Annotated in this window: 18 protein-coding genes; 10 read left to right on the top strand and 8 right to left on the bottom strand. The window is 69.5% G+C overall.

Annotated elements, in window-relative coordinates; all coding sequences use genetic code 11:
- Positions 1-26: 26 nt before the first annotated feature.
- Genes TTY48_RS15390 through TTY48_RS15380 form a run of 3 tightly spaced genes read left to right on the top strand, consistent with a single transcriptional unit; the run spans position 27 to position 2,552 of the window.
- Positions 27-1,301, top strand: a complete 1,275-nt coding sequence (locus TTY48_RS15390; RefSeq protein WP_220658312.1) for a magnesium transporter MgtE N-terminal domain-containing protein — start codon at positions 27-29, stop codon at positions 1,299-1,301.
- A complete protein-coding gene (locus tag TTY48_RS15385; protein ID WP_220658311.1) occupies positions 1,298-1,825 on the top strand; it encodes a DUF1003 domain-containing protein in 528 nt (175 codons plus the stop codon). Before TTY48_RS15390 ends, TTY48_RS15385 begins: the two co-directional genes overlap by 4 nt.
- Complete coding sequence (locus tag TTY48_RS15380) at positions 1,812-2,552, top strand: hypothetical protein (RefSeq protein ID WP_220658310.1); 741 nt, start codon at positions 1,812-1,814, stop codon at positions 2,550-2,552. The genes TTY48_RS15385 and TTY48_RS15380 overlap by 14 nt, the downstream gene beginning before the upstream one ends.
- Here TTY48_RS15380 and ahcY read toward each other — a convergent pair whose 3' ends face one another.
- Positions 2,553-4,028, bottom strand: coding sequence for an adenosylhomocysteinase (ahcY, locus tag TTY48_RS15375; RefSeq protein WP_220658608.1), 1,476 nt, complete (start codon positions 4,026-4,028; stop codon positions 2,553-2,555).
- Between the two features lie 148 nt (positions 4,029-4,176).
- Entirely contained in the window at positions 4,177-5,673 is a 1,497-nt protein-coding gene (locus TTY48_RS15370) for an amino acid permease (protein WP_220658309.1), read from the bottom strand.
- A 190-nt stretch (positions 5,674-5,863) separates the two neighbouring features.
- Here TTY48_RS15370 and TTY48_RS15365 point away from each other — a divergent pair, with 190 nt between their 5' ends.
- Positions 5,864-6,067, top strand: coding sequence for a hypothetical protein (locus TTY48_RS15365; RefSeq protein ID WP_220658308.1), 204 nt, complete (start codon positions 5,864-5,866; stop codon positions 6,065-6,067).
- Between the two features lie 12 nt (positions 6,068-6,079).
- Here TTY48_RS15365 and manA read toward each other — a convergent pair whose 3' ends face one another.
- The 4 genes from manA to TTY48_RS15345 all read right to left on the bottom strand — a co-directional run bounded on the left by manA (position 6,080) and on the right by TTY48_RS15345 (position 10,410).
- A complete protein-coding gene (gene manA / locus TTY48_RS15360; protein WP_220658307.1) occupies positions 6,080-7,303 on the bottom strand; it encodes a mannose-6-phosphate isomerase, class I in 1,224 nt (407 codons plus the stop codon).
- The gene (locus tag TTY48_RS15355; protein WP_220658306.1) at positions 7,303-8,403 is read right to left on the bottom strand and encodes a tobH protein; all 1,101 of its coding nucleotides are present in this window, start codon (positions 8,401-8,403) and stop codon (positions 7,303-7,305) included. Before TTY48_RS15355 ends, manA begins: the two co-directional genes overlap by 1 nt.
- A gap of 49 nt (positions 8,404-8,452) precedes the next feature.
- Positions 8,453-9,823, bottom strand: coding sequence for a phosphomannomutase/phosphoglucomutase (locus TTY48_RS15350; RefSeq protein ID WP_220658305.1), 1,371 nt, complete (start codon positions 9,821-9,823; stop codon positions 8,453-8,455).
- A 107-nt stretch (positions 9,824-9,930) separates the two neighbouring features.
- The gene (locus TTY48_RS15345) at positions 9,931-10,410 is read right to left on the bottom strand and encodes a DUF3499 domain-containing protein (RefSeq protein WP_220658304.1); all 480 of its coding nucleotides are present in this window, start codon (positions 10,408-10,410) and stop codon (positions 9,931-9,933) included.
- A 103-nt stretch (positions 10,411-10,513) separates the two neighbouring features.
- On the opposite strand from TTY48_RS15345, the gene TTY48_RS15340 reads away from it, so the two are divergent.
- The gene (locus TTY48_RS15340) at positions 10,514-11,005 is read left to right on the top strand and encodes a metallopeptidase family protein (protein WP_220658303.1); all 492 of its coding nucleotides are present in this window, start codon (positions 10,514-10,516) and stop codon (positions 11,003-11,005) included.
- A 22-nt stretch (positions 11,006-11,027) separates the two neighbouring features.
- Here TTY48_RS15340 and TTY48_RS15335 read toward each other — a convergent pair whose 3' ends face one another.
- Positions 11,028-11,282: a WhiB family transcriptional regulator gene (locus TTY48_RS15335; RefSeq protein ID WP_374758693.1), complete on the bottom strand. Its 255-nt coding sequence runs from the start codon at positions 11,280-11,282 to the stop codon at positions 11,028-11,030.
- A gap of 54 nt (positions 11,283-11,336) precedes the next feature.
- On the opposite strand from TTY48_RS15335, the gene TTY48_RS15330 reads away from it, so the two are divergent.
- The 5 genes from TTY48_RS15330 (at position 11,337) to TTY48_RS15310 (ending at position 15,296) form a co-directional block, all read left to right on the top strand.
- The gene (locus TTY48_RS15330) at positions 11,337-11,504 is read left to right on the top strand and encodes a hypothetical protein (protein WP_220658616.1); all 168 of its coding nucleotides are present in this window, start codon (positions 11,337-11,339) and stop codon (positions 11,502-11,504) included.
- 87 nt (positions 11,505-11,591) lie between these two features.
- Positions 11,592-12,611 carry a 2-phospho-L-lactate transferase gene (cofD, locus tag TTY48_RS15325; RefSeq protein WP_220658302.1) on the top strand — a complete coding sequence of 340 codons (1,020 nt, stop codon included), beginning with the start codon at positions 11,592-11,594 and terminating at the stop codon, positions 12,609-12,611.
- A complete protein-coding gene (locus TTY48_RS15320) occupies positions 12,608-13,960 on the top strand; it encodes a coenzyme F420-0:L-glutamate ligase (RefSeq protein WP_220658301.1) in 1,353 nt (450 codons plus the stop codon). The genes cofD and TTY48_RS15320 overlap by 4 nt, the downstream gene beginning before the upstream one ends.
- A 5-nt stretch (positions 13,961-13,965) precedes the next feature.
- Complete coding sequence (locus TTY48_RS15315) at positions 13,966-14,523, top strand: NUDIX hydrolase (protein ID WP_220658300.1); 558 nt, start codon at positions 13,966-13,968, stop codon at positions 14,521-14,523.
- Positions 14,524-14,525: 2 nt separating this feature from the next.
- The gene (locus tag TTY48_RS15310) at positions 14,526-15,296 is read left to right on the top strand and encodes a hypothetical protein (protein WP_220658299.1); all 771 of its coding nucleotides are present in this window, start codon (positions 14,526-14,528) and stop codon (positions 15,294-15,296) included.
- A 25-nt stretch (positions 15,297-15,321) separates the two neighbouring features.
- Here the strand turns inward: TTY48_RS15310 and TTY48_RS15305 are convergent, their stop codons facing one another.
- Positions 15,322-16,185 carry a hypothetical protein gene (locus TTY48_RS15305; RefSeq protein ID WP_220658298.1) on the bottom strand — a complete coding sequence of 288 codons (864 nt, stop codon included), beginning with the start codon at positions 16,183-16,185 and terminating at the stop codon, positions 15,322-15,324.
- Between the last annotated feature and the right edge of the window lie 44 nt (positions 16,186-16,229).

Genomic DNA, 16,229 nt, shown 5'->3' with positions numbered 1-16,229 from the left:
TCGGAAACGAAACTACCCTGAAGACCATGTCGGCTGTCTCCAGAGTATTCGTGGCACGACTCGCCGGCCTCCCCGTGGTGGGTCCGGACGGCGAGTCCATCGGCCGAGTCCGCGATGCCGTGATCGGCCTGCGCTCCGACCGGAAGGCGCCGCGGGTCCTGGGACTTGCGGTCGAGCTCGCCAACCGCCGCCGCATCTTCGTCCCCATGCTGCGCGTGACCAGCATCGAAGCGGCCGCCGTCACCCTGAACACCGGGTCGGTCAGCCTGCGCCGCCTGCACCTGCGGACCGGTGAGGCCCTCGTGCTCGGCCAGGTGCTCGGTACCCGCGTCCGGGTGGATGAGCCCGGCGAGACCTACGACGGTTCCGACGCCTCCGTCGTCGATGTGGGGATCGAGCAGACCCGCACCCGGGACTGGGTGGTGCACCGGCTCGCGGTGCGCGTGCGTGGCCGGAGCCTGGGTCGACGGGGCGGTGTGCACGTCGTGGACCTGTCGCACATCACCGGATTCACCTCGACGGCGCTCACGGGCACCGATCAGGACGTGGCCGACGCGCTCACCATGTACGACGACATGCGCGCCACCGATGTGGCGCAGGCCCTGCGCGAGCTGCCCACGGAGCGCCGGCTCGCGATCGCGGCAGCGTTCGACGACGAGCGCCTCGCCGACATCCTGCAGGAGCTCGGCACCGACGATCAGACCGAGGTGATCGCGCACCTGTCCAAGCCGCGCGCCGCCGACGTGCTCGAGGCCATGGACCCCGACGATGCCGCCGACCTCCTCGGTGAGCTGCCGGTGTGGCAGCGCGAGGAGCTGCTCACCGTGATGGATCCCGAGGACTCGGGGACCGTGCGACGACTGCTCACCTTCTCCCCGTACACCGCGGGCGGCATGATGACGCCGGAGCCGATCGTGGTCACCCCGTCGACCACGGTGGCCGAAGCCCTTGCCAGGGCGCGCAATCCCGATATCACCCCCGCGCTGGCGAGCATGGTCTTCGTGGTCCGGCCGCCGACGGCCACGCCCACCGGGCGGTACATCGGTGCCGTGCACCTGCAGAAGCTGCTGCGTGAGCCGCCCGCGAATCTGGTGGGCGGCATCGTCGACACCGATCTGCCCAAGCTCAGTCCCGACGATCCGCTGGGCGATGTGACCCGCTACTTCGCGGCGTACAACCTGGTGGCGGGCCCGGTGATCGACACCGAGAACCACATGTTGGGAGCGGTTTCGGTGGACGACCTCCTCGACCACCTGCTGCCCGAGGACTGGCGCGACGAGGACATCGAGGAGGCCAAGTGAGCGACCGATCACGGCTCGACACACCGCTGCTGAACCGCAGCATCAGCCTCAACCTGGGCGAGGACATGATCGGCCAGGGCGCCGAACGCGTGGCCCGATTCCTGGGCACCGGGCGCTATCTCGCGATCCAGACGGTGATCGTGATCGTGTGGATCGCCATCAACGTCAGCTGGGTGGCGTTCCGGTTCGATCCGTACCCGTTCATCCTGCTCAACCTCGCCTTCTCCACCCAGGCCGCGTACGCCGCGCCGCTCATCCTGCTGGCGCAGAACCGGCAGGAGAGCCGCGACCGGGTCTCGCTCGACGAGGACCGGATGCGCGCTGCGCAGACCAAGGCCGATACCGAATTCCTTGCGCGCGAACTGGCTTCGGTGCGACTGGCGGCGGGCGATGCCGCCAGCCGTGATTACATCCGCCGCGAGCTCGACGATGTGCACGAGAAGCTCGACGCCCTCACCGCCCTGCTGCAATCGATGGAGCATTCGCAGCACGCACCGAAGGAACGGTCCGATGCGCCCGACTGATCCCCGGGAACTGCTCTACCCGGTGCTGCCTCCGCAGACCTACCGGGAGCTGGGCATCGCGCCCCCGCAGCCGCCCCGCACGGCCTACGGACAGGGCGGTCCGGTCTCCGCAGCGGGAACCCCGTTCCTCACGGGCAGCGCCGTGACCGGCACTCCCGTACAGGGTGCCCCCGTACCCGCCTACCCCACGCCGGCACCGGGCACCGTCGTGCCAGACGCCGCGGGGCGGGCACCGTCGGGTCCGGGCCCCGTGCCACCCGCGCCGGCGCCGAACACCGACCGGACCATCTGGATCATCGCGGGAGCCACCGCGCTGATCATCGCGATCATCGTGGGCGCCACCTGGATCATCCTGTCGTCCCGCGGAAGCGACGACGAGACGCAGATCCGCGCGGTCATCGAGGCCGAGATCCAGGCGCAGAACAAGCGGGATCTGAACGCGCTCATCGCTACCCGTTGCGCGAGCGATCAGCAGTTGTTGCGGCAACAGTTCACGCAGCAGACCTTCGCCGCCGAGGTCGATTCGTTGATCGGGCCGGGCGGCAGTTGGAAGGTCACCGTGAACTCGGTGTCGGTCGATGCGGATGCGGGCACCGCCACCGCGGAGGAGACGATCGAGCCGATCGCTCAGTCGGCGATGTTGCCGCAGACCATCACCGACACCGCCACCCTCCGGAGGGAGTCCGGAGAGTGGCGGGTGTGCGTCAGTTCAGCGATGGTGCGCTGATCAGTAGCGGTAGTGCTCCGGCTTGTACGGGCCCTCGACGTCCACGCCGATGTACTCCGCCTGGTCCTTGGTGAGCTTGGTCAGCTTGCCGCCCAGGGCCTCGACGTGGATCTTGGCGACCTTCTCGTCGAGGTGCTTGGGGAGGCGGTAGACCTCGTTGTCGTACTCCTCGGGCTTGGTCCACAGCTCGACCTGAGCGATCACCTGGTTCGAGAAGCTGTTGCTCATCACGAACGACGGGTGGCCGGTGGCGTTGCCCAGGTTCAGCAGGCGGCCCTCGGAGAGCACGATAATCGACTTGCCGCTGTCGCCGAAGGTCCACAGGTCCACCTGCGGCTTGATGACGGTGCGGGTGGCGCCCGAGCGCTCCAGGCCGGCCATGTCGATCTCGTTGTCGAAGTGGCCGATGTTGCCCAGGATCGCCTGGTCCTTCATCGCCTTCATGTGGTCGAGCAGGATGATGTCCTTGTTGCCCGTGGAGGTGATCACGATGTCGGCGTCGCCGATCGCGTCCTCCACGGTGACCACGTCGAAGCCGTCCATCAGCGCCTGCAGCGCGTTGATCGGGTCGACCTCGGTGACCTGCACGCGCGCGCCCTGGCCCGCGAGCGACTCGGCGCAGCCCTTGCCCACGTCGCCGTAGCCGCAGATCAGCACCTTCTTGCCGCCGATCAGCACATCGGTGCCGCGGTTGATGCCGTCGATCAGCGAGTGCCGGGTGCCGTACTTGTTGTCGAACTTGCTCTTGGTGACCGAGTCGTTGACGTTGATCGCCGGGAAGGCCAGCTCACCGGCAGCGGCGAACTGGTACAGGCGCAGCACGCCGGTGGTGGTCTCCTCGGTGACGCCCTTGACGGACTCCGACACCTTGGTCCACTTGGTGGCGTCCTTGGCCAGCGACTCGCGCAGCAGGGCCAGGAACACCTGGTACTCGTGGCTGTCGGCGTCCTCGTCGGTGGGCGGGACGATGCCGGCGGCCTCGAACTGCGCGCCGCGCAGCACCAGCATGGTGGCGTCGCCGCCGTCGTCGAGGATCATGTTGGCGGGCTCACCCGGCCAGGTCAGCATCTGCTCGGCGCACCACCAGTACTCCTCCAGCGTCTCGCCCTTCCAGGCGAACACCGGGACGCCCTCGGGCTTCTCCGGGGTGCCGTTGGGGCCCACGACCACGGCCGCGGCCGCCTCGTCCTGGGTGGAGAAGATGTTGCACGAGGCCCAGCGGACCTCCGCACCCAGCGAGACCAGGGTCTCGATCAGCACGGCGGTCTGCACCGTCATGTGCAGCGAGCCCGAGATGCGCGCGCCCTTGAGCGGCTGCACATCGGCGTACTCGCGGCGCAGAGCCAGCAGGCCGGGCATCTCGTGCTCGGCCAGACGCAGCTGCTTGCGGCCGCTCTCCGCGAGCGAGAGGTCGGCGACCTTGAAATCGATTCCGTTCGCCGTATCGGCGGTCAGCGCAGTAGTCACGCGCTCCAGGCTATAGCCACCTGTGGGTTCATTGGTCGCCGCCCCGTTTCGGTTGCGTCGCGAAATCCCCGCGTCCTGGCGTCCACAGGCACCACCACGGCTCGACCAACGAGAACGCGGCCGGTGCTCAGGAGCACCGGCCGCGTCTCGTCGAGGATCAGTCCGCCAACGACTCGATGACCTCGCCGCGCTCGCGGCGGCCCAGAACGGAATGATTCTTCGAGTAGATGAAGTAGACGAGCACGCCGAGCGCCATCCAGATGAGGAAGCGGATCCAGGTCTCGATCGACAGGTTGAACATCAACCAGCCGCAGGCGAGGACCGAGAGGATCGGCACCACGGGCACGAACGGGGCGCGGAAGCCCCGCTGGAGGTCGGGGCGCTGCTTGCGCAGCACGATCACGCCGATGGATACCAAAACGAAGGCGAACAGCGTGCCGATGTTGATCAGCATGGTCAGCTCCTTGAGCGGGAAGATCCCGGCCAGGAGCGCGACCACCACACCGACGCCGACCGAGATCCGCACCGGGACGCCACGGTCGGAGGTCTTGGCCAGCTGGCGGGGCAGGAGCCCGTCCCGCGCCATGGCGAAGAGCACGCGGTTCTGGCCCATGAGGAGCACCATGACCACGGTGGTGAGGCCGGCGAGCGCGCCGATGGAGATGATCGTCGCCGCCCAGTCCACGCCGTTGAGCGAGAAGGCGTAGGCCAGGTTCTTCTCGCCGCCTTCGCCGGCGGTGGTGGCGAGGTCCTTGTAGCTGGCCATACCGGTGACGACCACGGTGACGGCGATGTACAGCACCGTGACGATCGCGAGCGACCCGAGGATGCCGCGCGGCACGTCGCGCTGCGGCTTCACGGTCTCCTCCGCGGAGGTCGCGACGATGTCGAAGCCGATGAACGCGAAGAAGACGATGCCGGCGCCGGCGAGCACGCCGAACCAGCCGTACGATGAGCCGCTGCCGAAGATCGCCTGGAACAGCGTGGAATCCCGCGTTATCCCCGCGTTCTCGCCCGGCACCGACTCGGGGACGAAGGGCGAGTAGTTCGAGCCCTTGATGTAGAAGGCACCCACCACGATGACGAGCAGCACCACGGCGACCTTGATCGCCGTGATCACGGCCGACACCCGGGACGAGACCTTCGCCCCGAAGGTCAGCAGCACCGTCAGCACCCCGACGATGAGCATGGCGCCCCAGTCGATCGTCTGCCCGCCGATCTGGACCGCCGCCGGGCCGGTGCCGAACACCGTGCCCAGGTAGCTCGACCAGCCGCTGGCGACCGCGGCCGCGGCGATGGAGAACTCCAGCACCAGGTCCCAGCCGATGATCCACGCGACGAACTCGCCGAAGGTCGCATAGGAGAAGGTGTACGCCGAACCGGCCACCGGCACCGTCGAGGCGAACTCCGCGTAGCAGAGGGCCGCGAGCCCGCAGGCGACCGCGGCGATGAGGAACGAAATCGAGACCGCGGGACCAGAGAAGTCGCCGGCCGTCGACGCGCCGATCGTGAAGATACCCGCGCCGACCACGACGGCGACACCGAAGATCGTCAGATCCCAGGCGGTCAGCTGTTTCTTGAGGCGGGTGCCGACCACCTCGGTGTCGGCGATGGACTGCTCCACCGATTTGGTGCGCAGCAGCGGGTTAGACATGGGTTCTCCACTCTCCGATTCCCGGACGTAAGACCTAAATCAAACACCACGTGCGCACCATCTCGCGGCATTTCGCCCGCTCGACGGCAGGTGTAACCGCGAAGTTACGCACACAAGTTACCGGCGAGTGTTACCCACGGGTACTCGAAAGTCGTTGGCGTACCGACAAGTAACACTTACCGTCGGGCTTATGACCAAGACATTCGCGCACACCACCGACCAGACCGTTGCGCAGCTGCTCAACATCGTTGAGGGCGGCGACGACGTGTTGCTGACCCGCGACGGCAAGCCGCTCGCCGTGCTCACCGCCGCGCTTCCCGCTCCCGAGGCGGTCTCGACGATGCAGACCTTCGACATCCCGGAGGCCTTCTACGAGAACCTGCCCGGCTACTGATCTTTTCCGGGGCTAGTGCCCGCCCACCAGGGTGCGGAAGAATTCCGCCGCCGGTGAGTGGGCCGTCACCACGACCCCGGGATCCGATGCCGCCATCCACAGGCCACTTCCGGCCGGGATGTCGATCGACCGGCCCGCACTGCGCACGGTGACCGTTCCCGCGGTCACCACCAGCAGCTGCGGGCCGCGTGCGTCCAGCTCCACCGAGGCCGCACGCTTGAGGGCGGTGCCGTCCAGCCGGACCCGCGACAACCGGAATTCCGGTGCGGGCGTACCGAAGACGACTTCCGTTCCCACCGTCGACGTGCCGGGCGCGAGCTCGGACGGATCGCGCGGCGCGAAGTCCAGCACGCGCAGCAGTTCGGGGACGTCCACGTGCTTCGGCGTGAGCCCGCCGCGGAGCACGTTGTCGGAGTTCGCCATCACCTCCACGGCGGCACCGCTGATGTAGGCGTGCAGGTTTCCCGCCGCGAGGTACAGCGCCTCGCCCGGTTGCAGCACCACCCGGTTCAGCAGCAACGAGGCCAGCACACCCGCATCGTCCGGGTACCGCTCCCCCAGCGTGAGCGCCAGCTTGGCCTCTCCGCGGAAGCGCTCCGCCCCCGATTCGAGGTACCGCACGCAGCCGTCGAGCACGGCCGGGACCAGAGTCGCGAGCGCCGGCTGAGGCAGGGTGATCCAGGTGGTCACCAGCGCGCGCAGGCCCTGCGAATCGGGTTGGCCCGAGAGCAGTCCCAGGTACGTGTCCAGTTCCGGGACCGCGAGGGCGCGCAGCAGTTCCATCGTGGCGGCGGGATCGCGGAAGCCCGCCAGCGCCTCGAATCGGCTGAGCGCCACCACGACCTCGGGCTTGTGGAAGGGATCGCGGTAGTTGCGTTCCGGATCGTCGAGCGGGATACCCGCGGCGTTCTCCCGTGCGAACCCGTCCTGCGCCTGCTCCTGCGACGGGTGGGCCTGCAGGGACAGCGGCTCGTCGGCGGCCAGCACCTTCACCAGATACGGCAGGGTGTCGCCGAACTCGGCACGGCAGGCTCCTCCGAGCTCGGACTCGGGGTCCGCGGAGATCACGCCGAGCAGATCGCTGCCATCGGCCAGCCGCGCGGGGTCGGCCGGATGCGCGCCGAACCACAGCTCGGCCTCGGGATGGTTGGACGGTACGGGCCGCCCCTGCATCGCCGCCAAGACCGTGCGCGAACCCCACGCGTACGGACGGATCACACCCTCGATCCGCTGCATCACGCCTCCCCGGTCAGGCGCCGGTACACCGACGCGAGATCGAACCGTACTGCCAGCGAGAGGAGGTCCGTCGCGTCCACGCGCGGCGACCGCTCACCGTCGTCCGACGCGTCCTCGTCGATCGCCAGCAGTTCCATATCGGGCAGGGCACGCATCCGCGCCCCCACCTGCGGCGCGCGATCGCGCACCGTCAGGACCATGACGCGCAGCGGTACCTGGGCCGCCGGACCGTCCAGGAACGGGTCGTGGAACAGCGGGTCCGCCGCGCTCGCGCCGAGCGCGCCGCCCGACGGTGCCGCGGCCAACTCCGGCGTGGCCAACTCGACGTCCGCGAGACCGACCGCCGCGACCACCTGTCCGCCGAGCGTGAGCGCCTGCGACGCGGCGTGTTCGGCGATGGCCAGCCCGGAGGCCGTGTCCGCGGTGAGGGCCACGCGGCGGCCGGCGAGGCGAGCCGCCAGCTGTTTGGCGGGGTTGGTCTCGAGCCCGCGGTCGGGATGCCCGCGCAGGGCCTCCTCGTCGAGCGCATCGGCCAATGTGAACAGGTATCCGTGCCCGGGTTCCGCGTCGCGGTCGGTACCGCTGAGGCGGCCGATCACGGCCAGCAGCGCCGCTGCCACGCCGACGAATCCGAAGCGTTCGGGGACGCGCAGGCGCGGTGCGAGGTCGATCGCCCGTCCGGCGGCCGCCTCCGCGACCGGGCCCTCCATGGGTACGGCGACGACCACGGTGGCACCGCGGCGGGCGGCGACGGCCACGGCCCGCGCGAGGACCAGATCGCCGGCGTCGAATCCGCAGACGACCACCACGTCGAGCGCGCCCACCCAGGGCGGCAGCTCGGTGGACCGGACCAGGGGGACGTCGAGCTTGCCTGCGGTGAGGGCTTCGACGAAGCCGGCAGCAGCGGCAGCCGGACCGGCGCCGCACACGACCACGACGGCGCGGGGGGCGAGTCCATCGAGCGGGGCGAGGGCACCGTCGTCGACGAGCGATGCCACCGCTCGCACCTGGGCCCCGGCGAGTGCCGCCGACCGCAGGTGCCCACCGACGTCGGCGGCGATCAGTCCAGCGGGGTCATCGAGATCGGCCACCTCGGTCACGGTCTCCTCCGTCCTCGCCCGTTCGGAGTCAACACGCGGTTCCCTCCGATCAAGCGCGCACAATCGCCAGGATGCGCTCGGTCAGCGCCCGCACCTCGTCGGGCGTTGCGGCCTCCACGTTGAGCCGCAACAGCGGCTCTGTGTTGGACGCGCGAAGGTTGAACCAGGCACCCGAATCCAACTGTACCGTCACGCCGTCCAGTTCATCCGTGCTCTCGATCTCGTCACCGAAGGCGTCCAGAACGGCACGGGTGCGCTCGCCCTGATCGGCCACGGTCGAATTGATCTCGCCGGAGGCGGCGTATCGGTCGTAGACGCCCATCAACTCCGAGAGCGGCCCGGCCTGCTCGCCGAGCGCGGCCAGCACGTGCATGGCGGCCAGCATGCCGGAGTCGGCGCCCCAGAACTCGCGGAAGTAGTAGTGCGCGGAGTGCTCACCGCCGAAGACGGCGCCGGTCTCGGCCATCTGCGCCTTGATGAACGAGTGCCCCACGCGGGTGCGCACCGCGGTGCCGCCGTTCTCGGCGATGATCTCGGGCACGGCCTTGCTGGTGATCAGGTTGTGAATCACGGTGGCGCCGGGGTTCTTCGCGAGTTCGCGCTCCGCGACCAGAGCGGTCACCGCGGACGGCGAGACGGGCTCGCCCTTCTCGTCCACCACGAAGCAGCGGTCGGCGTCGCCGTCGAAGGCCAGGCCGATATCGGCGCCCTGTTCCACCACGAACTTCTGCAGGTCCACGAGGTTCTTCGGGTCCAGCGGATTAGCCTCGTGATTGGGGAAGGTGCCGTCGAGCTCGAAGAACAAGGGGCGCACGTCCAGGGCTTCGACGGGGCCGAGCACCGACGGCACGGTGAACCCGCCCATGCCGTTGCCGGCGTCGACCGCGACGCGCAGCGGTCGCGAGCCGGAGAGATCGACCAGCGTGCGCAGGTACTGGCCGTACTCCTCGAGCACATCGCGCTCACTGATCCGGCCGGCCGCACCGTCGTAGTCCGGAACGCCCGCGGCCACCTGCTCGGTGATCTCCCGCAGGCCGGAATCCTGGCCCACGGGCTTGGCGCCGGCGCGGCACAGCTTGATGCCGTTGTAGGCGGCGGGATTGTGCGAGGCGGTGAACATCGCGCCGGGGCAGTCCAGCAGGCCGGAGGCGAAGTACAGCTCGTCGGTGGAGGCCAGGCCGATGAGCGTGGCGTTCACGCCCTGGGCGACGGCGCCCTCGGCGAACGCGCCGGACAGCGACGGCGACGAATCGCGCATATCGTGCCCCACCACGATGTCGGTGGCGCCCTCGCCCCGCATCAGGGCTCCGAACGCCGCCCCCACGTCCCGGACGAAGTCCTCGTCGATCTGCTCGCCGACCAGTCCGCGCACGTCGTACGCCTTGATCACAGCCTGTACCGACTCCAGCGGTCGCACCACGCCCTCGATCCTCCTCATAGATCGCGCGCGGGCACCACGGCGGCGCCAGCGCGAACGCTTCACCCTATCGGTTCCCCCGGCCGCGAGCGGCGATCCGCTGGACGGGCCTAGTCGACGGGATCGGGCAGCACCCGCAGATGGCCCCGGCGACCGGGACGCGCGGCGTGCTTCGGCGCACCGGCGGAGCCCTGTGCGGACGGCGTGACCTGGGGTCCGCCGAGGCCGTCGTGCACCGGGCGCATGGCCCCGATCGGCGGCAGGGACCGTACGGGCGTGTCGCCGGCGGGACCGTCGCCGACGGGGCGCGGCGCACCCTCGCGGACGGTGTCGGCCAGGGCGGTGAGATCGTCGTCGAGCGCGGCACCGCCGACGGAGGCGACGCTGTACGCAGGGAGGTTGCGCAGCATCTCCCATCCACGGGGCGCGGTCATCCGGCCGGCGTGGAAGTCACAGAGGTCCCAGGCGTGCGGCTCGCTGGTGGTCCCCAGCGGGCCCAGCACCGCGATCGACTGCCGGTAGTCGAACGTCAGCGTCGCCACGGCGAGGTTCCTGCAGCCGGGACGGCAGCACTGACGGACGGAGTTCACGTCAAGAAGATTAGCGCCTGGCCCGGTACCGGCGCGCCCCGACACACCGCGGGACGGCGGCCGGCCGTCGCGACCGGCGGTCCGGGCCTACACTGAGCCGAGAATGAGAGCACGGGTGGACCGGCGCGCACGATTGCGGCAGCGCGTCGCGAGGGATCGCCGCGATCACGGACTGCGGGCGCCGTTGGTCCCGCGCGGCCTGCCCGCCTACCGCACCAAGGCGCAGGACTTCGATGAGATCGTTCTCGACGCTTATGCGGAGATCGATGGTCTCTGGCACGACCGGCTGGCGGATCTCGATATCGCGGTCGACGATGTGCCGGGCATCCTGCCGAAGGATCCGGACTCGGTGTCGTGGCCCGATGAGGTGGAGGCCGATGGGCCGATTCCGCTCGCGCGGCTGGTTCCGGCGGGGATCGATCGGCGCGGCAATCACACTCGTGCGCGCTTGATCCTGTTCCGCCGGCCACTGCAACGGCGGGCGAAGACTGATTCCGATCTCCTCGAGGAGATCCTCGCGATCCTGGTGCACCAGATCAGCGACTACCTCGGGGTCACGGAAGAGACCCTGCTCGCCGGCCCCGACTCGATGTAGCGGGCCGGCCGAACGGGTTACGTCAGATGATGCCGCGCTTGAGCTTGCGGCGTTCGCGCTCGGAGAGGCCGCCCCAGATACCGAAGCGCTCGTCCTTCGCGAGGGCGTACTCGAGGCATTCGTTACGCACCTCGCAGCCCAGGCAGATGCGCTTGGCCTCGCGGGTCGAGCCGCCCTTCTCGGGGAAGAAGGCCTCGGGATCGGTCTGCGCGCACAGGGCGCGGTCCTGCCACTGATCCTCGATCGCCTCGTAGAGTTCCTCGAAACCCGTGGGCACCAGAGAAAGATGCGCGCGGCCGGACACACCGGAGAAGCTTCCGAACGGTTCACGATGAGCGTCGATCGTCATCGGCCCGCCTCCCTCGTTGCTTTCGTGGTGTTCGTTGATGTTTCGGTTCTTCTCGTGTCCGCCGCTGATGATCCCGCAGCACTGAATGACACTGTTGTGATTACACACGCGCAAGAGCGCCACGTCAAGCTGAACCCGGAAATTAGCTAATACCACCCGCGAACCCGGAAACGAGACCTCGACACGAGGTAGAGATGTAGTCCGCGTCACATGCAGGCGGGGGCTACCCTCGGTGCGGTGAAGGTGACGGTGCTGGTGGGCGGTGTCGGCGGGGCGCGATTCCTCCAGGGTGCGCGCGAACGGTTCGGGACCACCCCGTTTCCCGGAAACGACGACGGCGGGACTTCGGAGCACTCCGTCACCGCGGTGGTGAACGTGGGCGACGACGCCTGGATGCACGGTGTCCGGATCTGTCCCGACCTCGATACCTGTATGTACACCCTCGGCGACGGGATCGATACCGAGCGCGGCTGGGGGCACAAGAACGAGACCTGGAACGCCAAGGAGGAGCTGGCCAAGTACGGCGCGGATCCCGACTGGTTCGGACTGGGAGACCGCGATCTGGCCACCCATCTCATCCGCACCCAGATGCTCGCGGCCGGCTATCCCCTCACCGAGGTGACCGCCGCGCTCTGCAATCGGTGGCAGCCCGGCGTCCGGCTGCTGCCGGTCACCGACTCGCGGCACGAGACCCATGTGGTGATCGCCGATCCGGACTCCGACGACGGTGCGCGGCGCGCCATCCACTTCCAGGAGTGGTGGGTCCGGTACCGCGCGAACATCGAGACCTTCGGCTTCGCTCAGGTCGGTGGAGGCGACGGTGCGCCGGCGGGCGGGAAGGCGCAGGCCACCAAGGCTGCGGTCGCCGCGATCGAGGACGCCGATGTGGTCTTCCTCGCCCCGTCGAACCCGATCGTCTCGATCGGCGCGATTCTGTCCGTGGGCGGCGTCCGCGCGGCGCTGCGCACCACGAAGGCCAAGGTCGTGGGTGTCTCCCCCGTGATCGGCGGCGCCCCGCTGCGCGGGATGGCCGACCGCTGCCTGGAGGTGCTGGGCATCGAGACCAGCGCGCAGGCCATCGGTGAGCACTTCGGGGCCCGCAGCGGCAACGGCATCCTGGACGGGTGGCTGGTCGCGGAGGAGGATTCCGGTGTCGCGATCGACGGCCTTCCGGTGGCGGCGGTACCGCTGCTCATGAGCTCTCCGCAGGCGACCTCGGCGATGATCGACGCCGGACTCGAACTGGTCGGCCTGTGACGCGCCCGGAACGCGACCACGGCGCGGCATCGCTGGAGATCCTGCCCGTCTTCGGGATCGGCGAGGTGGTGCTGGGCGACGACGTCTCCCGGGTGATCGCCGACGCCGCACCGTGGCTCGCCGACGGTGACGTCGTGGTGATCACCTCCAAGATCTTCTCCAAGGCCGAGGGCCGGGTGCTGCCCGCGCCGTCGGACCCCGAGGAACGGGACGCCTTCCGGCGCCGCCTGATCGCCGACGAGGCCGTGCGTGTGCTGGCCACGAAGGGCCGCACGTGGATCACGGAGAACAAACTCGGCGTGGTGCAGGCGGCGTCCGGGGTGGACGCCTCCAACGTGGCCTCCGACACCGTCGCCCTGCTGCCCGAGGATCCCGACGGTAGCGCCGCCGCGGTGCGGTCCGGCCTGCGCGAACGCCTCGGCGTGGACGTGGCCGTCCTGGTGACCGACACCATGGGGCGCGCCTGGCGCACCGGGCAGACGGACGCCGCGATCGGCGCCGCCGGCATGGAGGTGCTGCACGGGTACGCCGGCGCGGTGGACTCCTACGGCAACGATCTGGTGGTCACCGAGATCGCGGTGGCCGATGAGCTCGCCGCGGCGGCCGATCTGGTGAAGGGCAAGCTGGGCGGAGTGCCGGTGGCCGTGGTGCGGGGATTCGAGACCCGCTCCCCCGCACCCGGTTCGCCGCTGGCGGACGCCCGTGGCCTGGTGCGGCCGGGTGAGGACGATCTGTTCCACACCGGAGTGGAGGCCGCCCGACGGCAGGCGCTGCTGCTGCGCCGCTCGGTGCGCACCTTCGCCGAGGAACCCGTGCCCGAGGACGAGGTGCGCGCCGCCGTGGCCGAGGCGCTCACCGCCCCCGCGCCGCACCACACGCATCCGGTGCGGTTCGTGTGGGTGCGCGATCGTGCCCGGCGGGTGGCGCTGCTGGACGCGATGAAGGACGCGTGGTCCGCGGATCTCAGCGGTGACGGCCGATCGGCGGAGTCGGTTGCGAAGCGGGTGCAGCGTGGCCAGTTGCTCTACGACGCACCGGAACTCATCCTGCCTTTCATGGTTCCCGATGGCGCCCACGACTACCCGGACGCTCGCCGCACCACGGCCGAGGAGACGATGTTCACGGTGGCCGTCGGCGCCGCCGTGCAGTCCTTGCTCGTTGCCCTCGCGGTCCGCGGGATCGGCAGCTGCTGGGTGGGTTCCACGATCTTCGCCGCCGGGACCGTGCGCGCGATCCTCGACCTGCCGGAGGATTACCGGCCCGCCGGAGCGGTGGCCGTCGGATACCCGACGGAGCCCGCGACCCCGCGCGAGCCGCTTCCGCCCGGCGACATGCTGATCGAAAGGTAGACCCGATGTCGTTCGCCTCGCTGCACGCCTCGGCCGTCGATGCGCTCGCTCGTTTCGACGCCCGCACCGATGCCGACGATGCCTTGCGGCACACCATGCTCGCCTTCCTGGACGCGCAGCCGAACGGTTGTGCCCGGGCGAACGTGCCCGGCCACATCACGGCCTCCGTGGTGATCCTCAACGAGGCGCGCACGCACGTGGTCCTCACGCACCACCCGCGGGTCGGAGAGTGGCTCCAGCTCGGTGGCCACTGCGAAGAGCCGGACGTCTCGCTCCCCGCCGCGGCACTGCGGGAGGGCCTCGAAGAATCGGGCCTGGCCGAGATCGCCGTCGAGGACGACCTGCTCACCCTGCACACGCACCCGATCCGGTGCTCTCTCGGCGTTCCGACGCGGCACCTCGATCTGCGGTTCCGCGCCATCGCGCGGGGCGCGGGCACTCCGGACCTCGCGATCAGCGAGGAATCGAACGACCTGCAGTGGTGGCCCGTCGATGCGCTGCCCGAGTCCGCGGAGCGGACCACCGTGGCCCACCAGGTGCGCGCCGCCCTCGCGCGAGGGTGACGGTGCCGCCCCGCCGCGTCGACGATCCCGCCGAGCTCGCCTGGCTCGGTGCGGAGGACGACAACGGATGGTGCGGCTACTACCGATCGGGGTGGGATGCGACCACCTGGGTACTGAATGCGATGTACTCGAACCCCTCGCCCACGCAGGACGACCGCGCGGAACGACGCTCATCGATCTCGTTCGGCGGCGTGAGCCCCGGACTGGTGAACGGTGTCGAACTGGGAATGACGTCACGCCCGGAGGCGTGGCAACGCATACGGTGGAGCGACTACATCGGCGCCGGCTTCGGCGAGGGGCGCAGATACCCGCCGTGCGCGCACTGGTTTCCCGATGGCTTCGGATTCCCGCCCTCGATCGCACCGCCGTGCGAGGGATCCCTCGATCACGAGAGCTTGGACGGACTCCTCGCCGCCATCGCCTCCGTCAGTCCCGACGGAAGCACCACAGAGTGTTTCGCCTACTTCGGCGGCGGACCGCTGCTGAACGAGGGCTCCGAATCCGGACTGTGGCGCTGCCGCCTGTCCGAGATCCCGGAACTGGTCGCCGCCACCGGCGGAGTGGTCGAAGACCCTCGGGGTCGAACCTTCAGCGGATTCTCGCCCTCCAATTTCTGGCCCATCGACAGGTCGTGGTTCGTCTACACCGACTACGACCTGTGGGGAACCGAGGTCAGCGGCAGTCCAGAACTCATCGCGGCTGTCGAAGCCCACCAGGACCTCGAGACCGTTCACTGGGACTGGCCCCGCCGCCCGGGACTGGCGGACGACTGACGCTCGCAACGGTACGAGCAGGTGATCAGAGCAGCGCGATCCCGGTGACCGGCGTGCCGAGCGCGGCGATGGTGCGCTCGGCACCGTCGTGCCCGGGAAGCGGCACGGCGCGGATCTGGCCGCCCAGATCGGAGACGTAGACCAGTCCGCCGTCGGTGTCGACGGCCAGGCCGATCGCCTCGTGGAAACCGCGGGCGAGGATCTCCGGAGTCCCACCGGCGGTGCCGGGCGCCGGGATCGGTGCACGGTTGAGGGTGTTGCCGGAGGGTTCCGCGCCGCGGTCGGTCCAGTAGAGGTATCCATCGGCGAGTTCGAGGTCGATGGGTTCCGGCAGCCCGTCCCAGAGGGTTTCGACGTCGGAGCGCTGCCCGGGCGTCCCGTCGAGGGGAGCGCGCAGGATGCGGCCGCGCCCACCCTTCGCCGGACCCTTCTGCGTCCAGTACAGCCACCCGCCGGCCGAATCCACAGCGACTCCGACGCATTCGTTCTCGATGCCCGGCTCCTGGTTGATCACCAGATCGACCCGGTCGGTGCCGTCGAACCGGCAGCTGGACACCCGACGGCCCTCACGATCGGACCAGTACAGGCGGTCGCCGTCGGCGATCAGTTGCTTCCCGGTGGTGATGTCGCCCTGCGACACCACGTACCGGGCCTCGGAGCCGTCCATCCGGACGGAGCGGACACCGCCGTTGCGGGCCGAGAAGTCGGGCTCCGCTTCGGCCGTCGCCGTGGGCATGCCCATCGTGGTCCAGTACACGGTGTCGCCCACCACGGTGATGCCGTCCGGGGCGTCGCCCGCGTCGCGGGTGAGGTGCTCCACGGCACCGGACTCCACGTCGATGCGGACGATCGCGTTCTCCTGGATCAGCAGTGCGAGCAGTGCTGTCATGGTGTTCTCCTTACGCAGGACCGGCGGCCGTGAGCCGCGCGGTA

The organism is Tsukamurella sp. TY48 (assembly GCF_019656655.1).
In the GTDB taxonomy this organism is placed as follows: Bacteria; Actinomycetota; Actinomycetes; order Mycobacteriales; family Mycobacteriaceae; genus Tsukamurella; species Tsukamurella strandjordii.
The sequence above is the reverse complement of the archived record's forward strand: the minus strand, read 5'-3'. Positions and strand labels throughout refer to the sequence as shown.